This is a genomic window from Adlercreutzia sp. St.1H8, from assembly GCF_059728655.1.
In genome coordinates, this window is sequence record NZ_AP039376.1 from 1,621,810 (window position 1) to 1,635,281 (window position 13,472).

A 13,472-nucleotide genomic window follows, 5' to 3' on the forward strand; every position below is an offset into this window, starting at 1 on the left:
CACGGCGGGGCTGACCGCCTCCGACAGCCGCGAGCGACGGGCCGAGCGAGGATCAGCCCTCCTCGACGGCCGAGAGCGACGCGTCGAGCGCTTCGATGAAAAACCACAGGTCATCCTCGCCGAATACGAGCGGCGGCCGGATCTTCAGGATGTTGCCGTAGGCGCCGCACAGCGAGATGAGTACACGGTTCTCCCGCAGCACCTCGATGAGCTTCACGGCAGTCTCGCGGTCCGCCTCGGTGGTGCCGGGCCGCACGATGTCCACGCCCAGGAACAGCCCCGCGCCACGCACGTCACCCAGGCAGCGATGGTCGTCCGCCAGCTGCCGCACCGCGGCAAGCAGCCGGTCGCCCATGACGCGAACATGGTCGAGCATGGCAAAGTCCTCGATATAGCGGAGCACCGCCTGGGCTGCCGCCATGGCGACCGGGTTGCCGGCAAAGGTGTTGAAGTAGGGCGCGCTCTTCGCGAACGCATCGAGCACGTCTTCGCGAATGGCCATGGCAGAGCAGGCGATGCCGTTGGCCATGGGCTTTCCCATCGTGACGACATCAGGTGTGATACCGTGCCTACCGAAGCCCCAGAACGCCTCACCGGTCCGGCAGAAGCCCGGCTGCACCTCATCGGCGATGTAGAGGCCGCCCTCCTCGTGGACCAGGTCGACCACCGGCTGTAAGAAGCCCGGCTTGCCGGGAATCACGCCGTCGGAGGAGAAGATGCTGTCAAACAGCACACCCGCGAACTTGATGCCGTGGCGACGCATGTCGGCAATCTGCTCGCGAATGCGAGCACACATCCAATCGCCGATGTCCTCCGTGCCGAGGCGATACGTGTCGGGGGTGGGGATCATACGCATGGTGGGGCTCATCGCGACCTCATTGCCGATGGAAGGCGAGAGCCCGGAGATCAGCGCGGTGTTACCGTGGTACGCCTCAGCCGTCACGATAATGCCCTCGCCGCCCGTGTAGCTTTGGACGCAGCGCACCGCCAGGTCGTTTGCCTCCGAACCCGAGCACATGAACATGATGCGGTCGATCCCATCGGGCAGGGTCTTAAGCAGCCTCTCCGCGTAATCGAGTATGTTCTCGTGCACGTAGCGCGTATGGGTGTTGATGAGCTGCAGCTGATCGGTGACCGCCCTGGTCACGTAGGGGTTGCTGTGCCCCATGGAGGGGATGTTATTGTACATGTCGAGGTACTCGGTGCCATCCGCGTCAAAGAGGCGGCAGCCTTCCCCGCGCACCAGGTGCAAGGGCTTCTGGTAGAACAGTCGGTAACATGACCCCAACGCCTTTCGTCGCTTGACGAGGTCGCGCAGGGTACCGTCGAGCTCATCGACACGCCGCATGTCGAAGCTGTTCGACTCCAAGATGCCCACGTTGCTCTCGGCCGATTCCATGGATCTTCTCCTCACCTTCGTTTCTTTCACAGTGCGCAGCAACCCCTCGTAGGGCAGTTCTGCGAATTCGCGCACGGCACGGTGCGCCGCAAGCCTCAGTTCCTCGAACGTGCCCGCCTCGTCGGTGTCGTAGATGCCCACCGTGGAGTAGCCCGCCTCGTCCATCGCACGGATCGCGTAGACGGAGTCGTCGATGCCCCAGATGGCATCGGGGGAAGCCCCGAGTCGGTCTGCCAGCCGCAGGAAGAAGCGGGGGTCGCGCTTCGACGCCCCCTCGTCCTCAGCCGACACGACGAGATCGAACAGGTCGAGCATTCCCGCCCGCTCCAATCCTGCTTCCAGGAAAACCCGCGGGCTCGATGAGGCCACCGCGAGGAGGAGCCCCCGGCTGCGAAGCGCAAGGGCCAGGTCAGAGGCCCCTGCACGGGCCGCCACACGCTCACGATAGCCGGCCAGGAGAAACGCGAACGCGTCGGCGAACAACTCGTCGCGACTCTTCCCCACCCCATAGCGGTCGTGGAAGAAGGCGACCGTCTGCGAGAGCGTGTTGGCGTTCAGCTGCTCGACCTGCTGTGGGTCGAGGCAGATTCCAGCCTGCCGAGCGAGGCCGGACTCCATGGCATGCCATACGTCCATTGAGCGCAGGAGCGTCCCATCGCAGTCGAACACCACCGCCTTGGTCGCGCCCATGGCCTACTTCAGCTCCGACTCGGCCGCCTGGAGGGCGGCGAACTCCTCCTCGGGGGCGTTGCCCACTAGGTGCTTTCGGGAGTACAGGAAGAAGTACGCCATGAGCACCACCATGACAACCAGGGTGCAGCCCGCTGCGAAGCTGTCCACGACGAAGGTGGAGACGATGGCCACCAGCGAGAGAACGAAGGAAATGCCCGTCAGGACAACGCCGCCCGGAGCGACGAAGCCGCGTTCCATGTTCGGCTCCTTCTTGCGCAGGATGATATGAGAGAGGTTCATCATGGCGTAGGACACGCACGCCGCGAAGACGGCCATGTTCAACAGGATATCGCCATGGCCCACGAACGCCGCGAGGATAAAGCCGATGGAGCCGAGAACCAGAAGCGCGATGTAGGGGGTCTTGCGGGAGCCGGTGATGGAGAGGAACTTGGGCAGGTAGCCGGCCCGGGAGAGGGCGAACGCCTGGCGCGAGCCGCTGAACACGGTGGAAAAGAACGATGCCACCAGCCCCGCGAGGCCAACGTAGTTCACGAACACCGCTAGGGAGCCCTCGCCCACCTCGTTGAGGGCGTCTACGAGTGGCGCCCCAGCCTCTCCGGCGAAGAGCGCCCCGGCGCCCCCGGCGGTAAGGACGACGACGAGCGCACCGGTCAGCATGAGCACGCCGATGGCGCCCAGGATGCCGCGCGGCAGATCCCTCTTCGGGTTGGCCGACTCCTCAGCAGCGAGCGGAACGCCCTCGATGGCCAGGAATAGCCACACGCCAAACGGCAGCGCGGCGAGCACCCCCTCGAAACCGAAGGGAAGCCACACCGAGTTACCAGCGGTGGGGGCGATGTCGAAGAGGTTCGCTGCCTCGAAATGAGGCGCCATGCCCACAAAGAAAGCGACGAGCGCAACCATGGCGATGGCCGTGATGCCGAACACGATCTTCAGCGCCTCGCCAGCGCCAAGAAGGTGGATGCCCACGAACACGATAAAGAAGAAGGCGATGATGGCCTCAGCGGGGACGCCCGGCAGCAGGTTCAGCGCCTGCACGTAGGAGGCGATGAAAGTGGAGATCGCCGCAGGGCAGATGGTGTATTCGATCAGGATAGCGAAGCCCGTCAGCGCGCCGCCGACCCGGCCCATGGCACGACGGGCAAACCCGTAGCCGGCTCCCGCCGTGGGCATGGCCGAGGACATCTCAGCCAAGCCGAGCACCATGAACAGGTACATCGCGCCCATCACGACGAAGGCGATGACCATTCCGAGCCAGCCGCCATGGGCGATGCCGAAGTTCCAACCCGAGAAGTCGCCAGAGACGACGTAGGCAATGCCCAGGCTCATGAGCAAAACCCAGCTCACCGCGCCCTTTTTCAAGGAGCGCCTTTCGAAATATTCCCTCGATTCGGTTTTGACGCCGTTCAACACGGCGACATCAGATGGAGGCGTCATGAGATTCTCACTCTCTTTTCATCTTTCGGCTTGAGATTGCAGACCTACGGCCCCGAGGCCGCTCTGTCTGCGCCCTCCAGGGAAACAGTTCGCCTTTGAATCTGTTTGGAACGCCATCACCTGTCAGCACGGGCCCCATTGCCCCCTCGCAGGTAACGCCGATATGAAAAGGAAGCGCGCCATTGAGCCTCCGTAAGGCCATGATAGTAGCCCGCCGGAAAATGTCAGCACCACCTCGCGGGGTTTTACAAGCTGGCAATACAATAGAAAACGCCAGGAACGATTCCGGCGTTTCAGACGGCTCATCGGCCAGGCAGCGCTGCTACGACAACGGGCTGCGGCTGGTCAGCAACAGCCCTGGCCATCCTGCGCCCGCTCAGAAACACAGGGGATCGCCCCCCGCGTTGGGCCGGCGAAATCCGCTTTGAGCATGTACCGCAATTCCAGTCTGGCTCCTGCGCACCACACAGCGTGAAGAAGGAAATCCGTCGGCCGCGCAGGCGGCGGCCTTATCATGGGCGTAATAGCGTATTATCTTGCGAGCAGGAGACGGGCATGAGCGAAGGCACAGGAGCGGCATCATGAAAAGAGTGCTCATCGTCGAGGACGAGCGCGAGCTGGCGCAGCTCATGGGCCGCGCGTTCGAGGCGGACGGCATCGCGGCCGTTATCGCCGGCAGCGCCGAGGAGGCGTACGACCTTCTGACCAGCGCCGTATTCGACTGCCTGATGGTGGACGTGAACCTTCCGGGCGACGACGGCTACGCCCTCTGCCGCAACCTGCGCGAGCGCAGCGGGGTGCCCGTGGTGTTCGCCTCGGCGCGCATCGAGCCCGACGCGCGCATCCGCGCCCTGGAGGAAGGGGGCGACGCCTACCTCTCCAAACCGTTCAGCCTGCGGGAGATGCTCGCCCAGGCGAAGGCGCTCATGATGCGGCCCGAGCGGAAAACCGGCGCCGACGAGGCCGTGCTCTCCGCCGGCCCGTTTCAGCTTGACGGCAGGGCCAAGACCATCCGGAAGGACGGGCAGCTAATCGCCCTATCGCCCCGGGAATTCCAGCTAGCGTCGGCCCTCATGGGCAACGCCGGCCAGAGCCTCAGCCGCGACGCCCTTCTGGCGAAGGTCTGGGGCGCCTTTGCCGAGGTGGAGCCGCAGACGGTCTCCGTCCATATGAGCTGGCTTCGTGCCAAACTTGAGGACGACCCGGCTCACCCCGCTTACTTCAAGACCGTTCGCGGCGAGGGCTACCGCTTCGATCCTCCCGAGGGCAATCGCTGATGGCGAAGCAGGGAGAACGCCTGACGAAGCGGCTTGCCGCTGCGGCCCTCGCCTCCGCGCTTGCTGTCGTTATTGCAGCTGCCTCAGGCATCGCGGTTGTCGCCAACGGCGGCGAGGATGCGCTGCGAAGCCAAGTGGTCGAGCTCAACGACGCCCGGCAGGAAATCGCGGAAACCGCGCCCGACGGTCGCGACGGCTCCCTGCAGGTGGCCGATCAAGCGCTCGCAGGCGCCCAGGATGCGTTGCGGGATGCCGCCGAATCCCGCCACGACGCGGCGGCCGGCGCCGTGGCGCTCACCGCGCTCGTCTCCGTTGCGGCCCTCGCGTTTTTGGCCATCTACCTGCACCGTGCGGTGGCGCGGCCCTTCACGCGGCTGGAGGGCTTCGCCGAGGAAGTGGCATCCGGCAACCTGGATGCGCCGCTCGCCTATGAAAGGTCCAACCCCTTCGGCAAGTTCACCTGGGCGTTCGATCACCTTCGCAAGGAACTCGACCGCGCCCGGAAGGACGAGGAACGCGCGAGGGAAGACCACAAGGCCGCGCTCGCCTCGCTCTCCCACGACCTGCGCACCCCGCTCGCGTCCCTCAGGGCCTATGCGGAGGCCCTGGACATGGGGCTGGTGAACTCGGAGGAGGAGCGAGCGGAATACGAGCGCGCCATCATCCGAAAATGCGACGAGGCCTCGTCTCTGGTGGAGGACCTGTTCCAGCATGCGCTCTCGGACATGGATCGCATCGCGGTGGCCTGCAAGCCCGTGCAGGCGGCCCCCATCGTGAGGCGCTGCGCCAGCGACTCGTCCGGTCTGGCCCGGATTTCCTGCCTGCGCGTGGACGATGCCCGCGTGGAGGCCGACGAGGCGCGGCTCGCCCAGGCCATCGACAACCTCATCGGCAACGCCATCAAGTACGCGCGCGGTTCGGCCATCGACGTCCAGGCCACGGCCGAGAACGGGCTGTACACGATAGCGGTGCGCGATTGCGGGCCGGGCATGCCGCCTGAGGACCTGCCGTTTGCCATCGAGCGCTTCTATCGGGGCGCGAACGCGTCGGGCAAGCCGGGTTCGGGGCTGGGGCTCTACATCTCGTCCTATCTGGCAGAACGCATGGGCGGTCGCCTGCACCTGGTCAATGCCCACCCGGGGCTCAAGGCCACCATAGAGCTTCCCCTTTTGCCCTGAGCCGCAACCCCTGTGGCCTTAATGATTCCTTAAGGGCCGTCTTTCTATGATGGGGCCGACGGCGCACAAGGGAAAGGACCAACCATGCGCGAAACCATACTCTCGACGCGAAAACTGTCGAAGACCTACGTTGCGGACGGCGTGCAGGCCCACGTTCTGGGAAGCGTCGGCCTTGATCTTTACCAGGGTGATTTCACCTCGATTATGGGCCCTTCGGGCTCGGGAAAATCCACGCTGCTCTACTGCCTCTCGGGCATGGATGCCCCCACTTCAGGCGAGGTCATCTTCGAAGGCGAGGACATCGCCCGCCTTGGGCAGGGCCGGCTCTCCGAGCTGAGGGCGCAGCGTTTCGGGTTCGTCTTTCAGGCGGCAAACCTCGTGAGCAACCTCACCTTGTACGAGAACATCGCCGTGCCCGGTTATCTGAAGCGGGGGCGCAGCGCTTCCGAGACGAAGCGCGCCACCGACGAGCTGATCGCGCGCATGGGGCTGGCGCAAGTTGCCTCGCACCTGCCCAGCCAAGCTTCCGGCGGCCAGAAGCAGCGCTGCGCCGTGGCGCGGGCGGTGGTGAACGAGCCGGCAATCGTGTTCGCCGACGAGCCCACCGGCGCGCTCAACCGTGCGAACAGCCTGGAGGTGCTCGACCTTCTGGGCGAGCTCAACCGCGACGGCATCAGCATCCTCATGGTGACCCACGATGTGCGCAGCGCCGTTCGCGGCAACCGCCTGCTCTACTTCGAGGACGGCGATATTCGCGGCGAGCTGGAGCTGGCCCCCTGGGACCCGGCGCTCTCTGGCGACGAAGCCTACGTTCGCGAGCGCGAGGCCATGGCAAGCGCCTGGCTTGCGTCGCTGTCCTGGTAGGGGGTGCGCCATGGAACCGTTGCGCACGCTTGTGCTCGCAGGGTTGCGGAAGGACAAGGGAACGTTCGTCGGGCTTGCATTGCTTCTGTTTCTTACCTCCCTTGCGCTGACGTTGACCACCAGTCTTTTCGTCGATCTCTCCGCACGCGAGGAGGCCTTGCTCGACCAGATTGCAGCGGGGGATGTTGCCGCCAACGACCCGGTTTCAAATCTCACTGACGAGGACATTGATGAGATAGAAGCGTTGCCCGAAGTGCAGGAGGTGAAGGTGACGGAGGCCTTCACGGCTCCGACGCGCGTCGAAGACGCCCAAGGGAACGAGGTTGTGAAAACTGCTCCGCCATCGGCGAGCGCCTACGAAGCGTGGGGCTCGTCCCTCGATTTCAATGTCTTTGCCGACGACCTCTCATCGTATCGCGATGAGCAAAACGGGCCGGCGGACGGTGAGGCATACGTTCGCGTTGCGGAGCGCACCCTGTACAATGTAGAGATAGGCGACGTCCTCGTGCTTGACATCGGAGGGCGCGAGACCTCCTTGCGCGTTGCGGCGTTTTATGAAGATCCGCAGATGGGGACGCCTTTCATGGATACAAAGCGCTACCTGCTGTCTTCCGCCACCTTCGAGAAGCTGTTGGCGGAAGTTGAGGAGACGGGCACCTCCGGCACCGGTATCTCCAGCGGCGCCGTGACCATGGAGAAGGAGGCGTATCCCATCAGGGAGATCAACGTGATGTTGACGCCCGAGGCACGCTCCCAGGGCATCGACGGACACGATCTGACGCAGCTGATCGATGACGGGACTTCGTGGGGCGAATCCGCCCACACGCTCTTCTCTCGACAGACCCTTGCTGGCTACAGCCTTCTGGTCGTGCAGGTTATCACTGCGGTGCTTGCCGTGTTTTCGCTGATCCTGTTCGTGGTTGCCCTCATCCTGTGCCTGCATACGGCGTCCTCTAGCATACAGAGCGGCTATGCCGATTGGGGTGTTCTGAAGGGAGTGGGGCTTCCGCGCAACGCGCTGCGCAGGGTTCTTGTCATGCAATATGCGCTCGCCGCGCTCGTCGGCCTCGCTCTCGGCTTCATCGCGGGGTGCCTTCTTGAGCCGCTTTTCTGGCCGGCGTTCTTGCTCATCACGGGAATCCTCGTGGTCGAGGCGTCGTTTCCTTGGGCGGGCCTTGCCTGCTGCGCCGCTCTGTTGGCGGCCCTTATGGCATGCATTGCCCTGATGGCCCGCAAGATAGGACGCATCACGCCTTTGGCGGCGCTCCGGCAAGGCGACGGCGACATTCGCTTCTCACCGCGCGGGGCGAGCGCGATATCGGGCAATCACCTGAAGGCGTCACTGGTATGGCGGGCAATTGTGTCCGAAAAGGGGCGCTATGCGGGCATCAGCGTTTGTTCGCTGCTGTTGTGCGCATTCGTCGCGCTGTGCTTCGGAATCGGCGGCGCGGTTGCTGGAGACGACGCGGTGTACAAGGCTTTCGGCGTGTGGAAGAGCGACGGATCGTTTCGCTTCGACGGGCAGGAGGTGAGCCTTGACGAGGTACGCGAAACTATAGAGGGCGTCTCGCCCATAACGCGCGAGTGGGAAGAGGGCGCTGCGGTACTCAATCTGAACGGCGAGGCCTGCACTTTCGTCGGGCTCTCCGATACGGGCGTTATAGAGGAGGCATCCATCGTCTCGGGGCGCGCGCCAAAACATGCCAACGAGGCGCTCATAGGGTTGAACCTCGCTCGCGCCAAGGGGCTTTCGGTGGGCGATGAGCTGCAGGTGTCGAAAAGTGACGGCGAAGAGCGAACCTACATTGTGAGCGGCTTGCTGTCATCAGTGCTCAATGGCGGCAATGGCGTCGTCCTCACCTACGAGGGGTTTCAGGAGTTGGTGGAGTTGGGGTCGGATCCCGCTGACGTTTCGCGCCAGTACCAGTTGGCCGATCCCGACAAGGCCGATGAGGTGGTAGAGGCGCTTGCAAGCCGGTTCGGTGACAGCGTTGACACCGAGCTGACCGGATTGTTCGGGTCGAACACGAACATGCTTTTGCTCTGCAGGGACATGCTGACGGTCATGGGCTATGCCATGTCCGCATTTGCGATGGGCCTTGCCTGCGTTGCCGTGATGCTGATAAGCAGGCGAACGCTCCTCTCCGAGCGCCGCGATATGGGCGTCTATCGCGCCATGGGATTCACGGTGGCCTCATTGCGCGCCTCGTTCGCGCTGCGCTTTCTCGGCGTGTCGGCGGTAGGTGCCCTGGCGGGGTCGGCTCTTACGATGGCAGCTGGGGGCGCTCTGGTCAGCTCGCTGTTCGGCCTGTTCGGCGTCGGCGCGTTCAGCCTCGCGCTGCCTGTTTGGGAGGCGCTCGCCATCAGCGCGGTCTTCGCCCTCGCCTTCGCCCTTTCGGCCTTCGGAATGTCAGGGAGGATCAAGGACGTGAGCGTCCGCGAGCTGGTCGTGGAGTAACGTCCGCCGGCCGTGCGGGCGCGGAGGCTTCCCTGTGGTCACGGCCTCAAAGCTAATGCTCCTCGCCATAGGTCGCTAATCGAGATCGTAATGGGCCAGAACGTATTGGTCGAAGAACGGCAAGAGCAAGCGCACGTAGCCGCGTTCCTCCCCCGAGATGATGCCCTTGCGGATGAGGCGCTGGCGGTAAGGGTTGAACTCGTTGGTGCTCAAGCCCAGCAGTTCGCGTATCTCGCCGATGCGCCCGGACTTCACCTGGGCGATACCGTGAAGGACCTCGCGATCTTTGCGCGAAAGCTCGGACCACACCTTGTCGTAGGCATACTCGTCGAGATACTGACGCGCAAGCTGCTGAGCCACCCGGGCATCATCGGCGTTTTCCCAGGCGAAATAGCCGAGCACCTGAAACGCAAAGGAGTACCCCTTCGTCAGCTTCGCAAGAGCCATTCCCTCCTGTTCGTCCAGCCCAAGAACAGCCTGGTAGTCTTCGGCAATGGTTCCGATATTCAAGGGGCCGAGGTGGATTTTGGACGCACGATAGAGGAAGGTCAGGCTCTTCTCATCCTGAAGGGCGCTCACGTTCTCATACAGCCCCGTCATGAGAAGGTAGACGGGAAGATCCTGGCGGAGGAAAATCTGGAAGGCGGCAGCGAACGCCCTCATCTGAGGAGTGTTGGTAACCTCGTCAACGCTGATCAGCAGGCGCTTGCCCTTCTTTTTCAGGCTGAGCAGCATCTTCTGGAGGGCTGTCTCTATCTCGGTGATGGGGGCGGCACCCTTGACCTCCAGGCCAAACCCGAAGAACGAGAGGTTGATCTCGGCCGACTGAAAAAGGCGCGCAAGCTCGTTTTCGCTGGATAGCTTTGCGGCGAGGCTGGTCAGCAAGTCTCTCTCGGGGTTAAGCTCGACGCTTATCCAATCCTTCTGTGAGGTGATTTTTCGAGCGGTCTCGGTCATGAATACCGTCTTGCCCGACCCGCGGATGCCGGTGACCATGTACACTTGCTGCGTGCTTGGCTCACCGAGGAAGGCGTCGATGACCTGCTGCGACTGAGCTGCTCGCGCGATGAGCTGAGTGGGCTCCTTGCCGAATGTCAGGGTGTAAGGATTTTGCTTTCCCACAGCGCCTCCTCAAGTTTTACTGTTCTCTGAAGTTTTTACTGTCGTTTACTGTTTCTCGTATTCTTTACTGTCGTTTACTGTCTTGTCAAGAAGGAGGCGAGGCGGAGAGCCGGCGACGCATGCCAGACGCAGGCATTCTGGGGATGTCATTGAATCTTAGCCCGGAAGCGCTGTACAGTTACCGGAGGCCCACAGCTTCCACCAAGTTGCCGGGAGCTATCCCCCGATATCCTCTTCGATAGAGGAAAAGCGAGAGAGACGACGCCGAGCAAAGGAGCGACCCCATGAACGTGAAGAGCGAGCTTACGAGGCTGGTCGGCGACGGTGCCGATGTGCGGCTGAACGACGTGGACGTGAGGCCGGATGACGTCAAGGTCATCCTCATCAACGAGGTCGTGCCAGCCGACCCGGCGCAGGACTTCTACGGATCGCCAGATGCCGAGTACCTCAAGACGGCCCTTCCCCTGCTCCGCGAGGCCGGCGCGGACATCGGGAGCATCTACGACGCCCTGGACCGGGGGATCTACGTCACGAACGCCGTGAAGACGCCCAAGGTTGGCTACGCCGTGGAGAAGGGCGCCCTGGAGGACAGCCTGCCCTACCTCGAGGCGGAGCTCGCCCTCTTCCCCAACGTCAAGGTGGTCATGCTCATGGGAGACGTGGCGAAGAAGTCGTTCAACATGATCGTGAAGAAGGCGACCGGGAGAAACGCCGTGCCCGCGGGCTCGACGTACAAGCTGCGCGCGGGCGAGTTCTTCCACGAGGGAGCGAGGGTCATGCCCTCCTACATCATCACCGGCGGCAACCTCGCCATCGAGAAGTCGAAGTCGACGATGATCGTCGAAGACCTGGCCGCCATGCTCGCGCTCATCTAGCGCAGGGGGGAGTAGAGGGCGACCAGCACGACGGGGCACTCGGCGACCACCGGCCCGAGGGGCAATTCCCAGCGGCGCGAACCGCACGATGCGTAAGGACAGCGTTGCCGCCTTATGCACTCAATGGGTGCATATTTCGATATAATATGCACTCAAAGAGTGCATATTGAAAGGAAGCCGATGGATCGCCTCTACGAGACAATGCAACGACTGCTTGCCAACACCGTGAGCCCTTTTCACCGCTACACCTACGACCGCATAAACTGGGACAATCACATGCTCGGCCTTGTGGGGCCTCGCGGCGTCGGAAAGACCACGCTCTTCCTGCAGCATATCAAGGAGTCAGGACAGACCGACAAGGCGCTCTTCGCCTCGGCTGACAACCTGTACTTCGCCGAGCACACGCTGCTCGAAACAGCCGAGGAGTTCTATAAAAACGGGGGCATCTTTCTCTATCTCGACGAAGTGCATAAGTATAACGGATGGTCACGTGAGCTGAAGGCCATCTACGACTCGTTCCCCGACATGCATGTCTACTTTACCGGGTCTTCCATACTCGACATAGAGCGAGGGGAGTCAGATCTCAGCCGTCGGGCGCCGAAGTACACCATGCAGGGACTGTCGTTCCGTGAGTTTTTGGCCATGCGCTACGCCGTTGAACTCCCGCCCCTTTCCCTTGATGACATCCTCGCCCACAAAGCCTCTATTCCCGGAATCGATCACCCGCTTCCCTACTTCAAGGAGTACCTGACCTGCGGCTACTATCCCTTCGGACAAGACCCGGATTTCCCGCTCGAGCTGACACAGGTTGTCAATCGCACCCTCGAAGTGGATATCCCCCAGTACGCGAACATGAATGCGTCCACAGGACGTAGACTGCGCAAGCTCATGGCCCTTGTCAGCACCCTCGCCCCCTTCAAGCCAAGCATGGCAAAGCTCGCGAGCCAGGTTGGGGTCAGTCGCAACAATCTAGAGGATTACCTCCTCTTCATCGAGAAAGCCGGCATGATCGCACAGCTCAGGGAGTCGTCTTCGGGCCTCAACGCGCTTGGCAAGGTAGAGAAGGTCTACCTCGACAACACCAACCTCCTCTACAGCCTCAGCGACGAGGCCCCGAACAAGGGCACGGTACGGGAGACCTTCTTCTTCAACCAGATGCGCGTGAACCACCCCGTAGCCAGCTCGTCCTTCTCAGACTTCTCTATCGGCGCACGCACCTTCGAAGTCGGGGGAAGAAGCAAGGGAAAGACGCAGCTGCAAGGCGCCGCAGAGGGCTATGTCGTCAAGGACGACCTGGAATACGGCCACGGCAACGTCATCCCCCTGTGGGCCTTCGGGTTGAACTACTGATCGCCTGGCGCCCTCGCCGCTAGGCGATCTGCTTGAGGGGCCGCGCGGGGGTGCCGCCGATACTACCGTCCATCCCGTCACGTGCCGCAGCTGAGCGAGCGGGTGTTCGAGGGCATCGCCTGGCCCACCGGCGACTACTACACTGAGCTTGACGAGCGCTCCCTCGACGGCCTGGTGGAGGCCCAGGCCGTCCCCACCAACGAGTTCCGCACGAGCGAGGCGTGCCACGTCAACGACGACGGCACTGTGATGACCCGCGACGACCTGGTCGCCCTGACCGCCGACTACGAGCGCAACCCGCGCGTGGCCGAGCACCAGGAATACAACTGCGGCACCTACCACAAGGCGCACCGCGCCTCGGTGAGTGAGTGCTCCGCTGTCACGACGACGCCCCCCATCCCCGAGGGCTGGCTGTCGGTAAGCCAGGCGAAGAAGCTGGACATGCCGGCATAGGCTTGAGCTGACGCCAACGCAGCAGGGCCGACCGAGGGGCCCTGCTGTATGCTGTGTGCGGGGCGAGAGTGTTGCGAAACGAGAGATCACCCAACAGGCAATAGCAGCTTCCTCTATCTTACCGTCAATACTTGAAAAATGGATTTTCCTATCAAAAGCCACTGGTTTAATTACACGACCCGATAGACGCGAAAACCCGTACTCCATAAACTTTTGGTTATAGAAAGTATTTGTACAGCAACACGCATACAGATCCTTAAAGAGGAATTCCCGTGCTGTGCCCCTGTTGTCAATAGGTCACTTCCTGCTAATTATGCCGAATATTTTTTATACAGCAAGTCTTTGAAAAAGGTCGAAAGTAACCGT

Annotated in this window: 10 protein-coding genes; 7 read left to right on the plus strand and 3 right to left on the minus strand. The window is 62.5% G+C overall.

The window, feature by feature from the left end:
• Positions 1 to 52 precede the first annotated feature (52 nt).
• Together AC6I0Y_RS06250 and eat are read right to left on the minus strand one after the other, a co-directional pair.
• On the minus strand, positions 53 to 2,089 hold the full coding sequence (locus AC6I0Y_RS06250; RefSeq protein ID WP_497730187.1) for an aminotransferase class III-fold pyridoxal phosphate-dependent enzyme: 2,037 nt from the start codon (positions 2,087 to 2,089) through the stop codon (positions 53 to 55).
• A gap of 3 nt (positions 2,090 to 2,092) precedes the next feature.
• Positions 2,093 to 3,454 (minus strand): ethanolamine permease, encoded by a 1,362-nt coding sequence (eat, locus tag AC6I0Y_RS06255; protein WP_497730189.1) that lies wholly within the window; start codon positions 3,452 to 3,454, stop codon positions 2,093 to 2,095.
• Between the two features lie 656 nt (positions 3,455 to 4,110).
• Between eat and AC6I0Y_RS06260 the strand changes: the two genes are divergently transcribed.
• From AC6I0Y_RS06260 to AC6I0Y_RS06275, 4 genes are all read left to right on the plus strand, one after another.
• Positions 4,111 to 4,806, plus strand: coding sequence for a response regulator transcription factor (locus AC6I0Y_RS06260; RefSeq protein ID WP_497730191.1), 696 nt, complete (start codon positions 4,111 to 4,113; stop codon positions 4,804 to 4,806).
• Positions 4,806 to 5,984 (plus strand): sensor histidine kinase, encoded by a 1,179-nt coding sequence (locus AC6I0Y_RS06265; protein WP_497730193.1) that lies wholly within the window; start codon positions 4,806 to 4,808, stop codon positions 5,982 to 5,984. Before AC6I0Y_RS06260 ends, AC6I0Y_RS06265 begins: the two co-directional genes overlap by 1 nt.
• An 84-nt stretch (positions 5,985 to 6,068) precedes the next feature.
• The gene (locus AC6I0Y_RS06270; protein WP_497730195.1) at positions 6,069 to 6,848 is read left to right on the plus strand and encodes an ABC transporter ATP-binding protein; all 780 of its coding nucleotides are present in this window, start codon (positions 6,069 to 6,071) and stop codon (positions 6,846 to 6,848) included.
• Between the two features lie 10 nt (positions 6,849 to 6,858).
• Positions 6,859 to 9,306: an ABC transporter permease gene (locus AC6I0Y_RS06275; RefSeq protein ID WP_497730196.1), complete on the plus strand. Its 2,448-nt coding sequence runs from the start codon at positions 6,859 to 6,861 to the stop codon at positions 9,304 to 9,306.
• 75 nt (positions 9,307 to 9,381) lie between these two features.
• Here AC6I0Y_RS06275 and AC6I0Y_RS06280 read toward each other — a convergent pair whose 3' ends face one another.
• Positions 9,382 to 10,428: a DUF8462 domain-containing protein gene (locus AC6I0Y_RS06280; protein WP_497730197.1), complete on the minus strand. Its 1,047-nt coding sequence runs from the start codon at positions 10,426 to 10,428 to the stop codon at positions 9,382 to 9,384.
• Positions 10,429 to 10,712: 284 nt separating this feature from the next.
• On the opposite strand from AC6I0Y_RS06280, the gene AC6I0Y_RS06285 reads away from it, so the two are divergent.
• The 3 genes from AC6I0Y_RS06285 to AC6I0Y_RS06295 all read left to right on the plus strand — a co-directional run bounded on the left by AC6I0Y_RS06285 (position 10,713) and on the right by AC6I0Y_RS06295 (position 13,106).
• Positions 10,713 to 11,303, plus strand: a complete 591-nt coding sequence (locus AC6I0Y_RS06285; protein WP_497730199.1) for a uracil-DNA glycosylase family protein — start codon at positions 10,713 to 10,715, stop codon at positions 11,301 to 11,303.
• 180 nt (positions 11,304 to 11,483) lie between these two features.
• Positions 11,484 to 12,653 (plus strand): ATP-binding protein, encoded by a 1,170-nt coding sequence (locus tag AC6I0Y_RS06290; RefSeq protein ID WP_497730201.1) that lies wholly within the window; start codon positions 11,484 to 11,486, stop codon positions 12,651 to 12,653.
• 102 nt (positions 12,654 to 12,755) lie between these two features.
• Positions 12,756 to 13,106, plus strand: coding sequence for a hypothetical protein (locus AC6I0Y_RS06295; protein WP_497730203.1), 351 nt, complete (start codon positions 12,756 to 12,758; stop codon positions 13,104 to 13,106).
• Positions 13,107 to 13,472 lie beyond the last annotated feature (366 nt).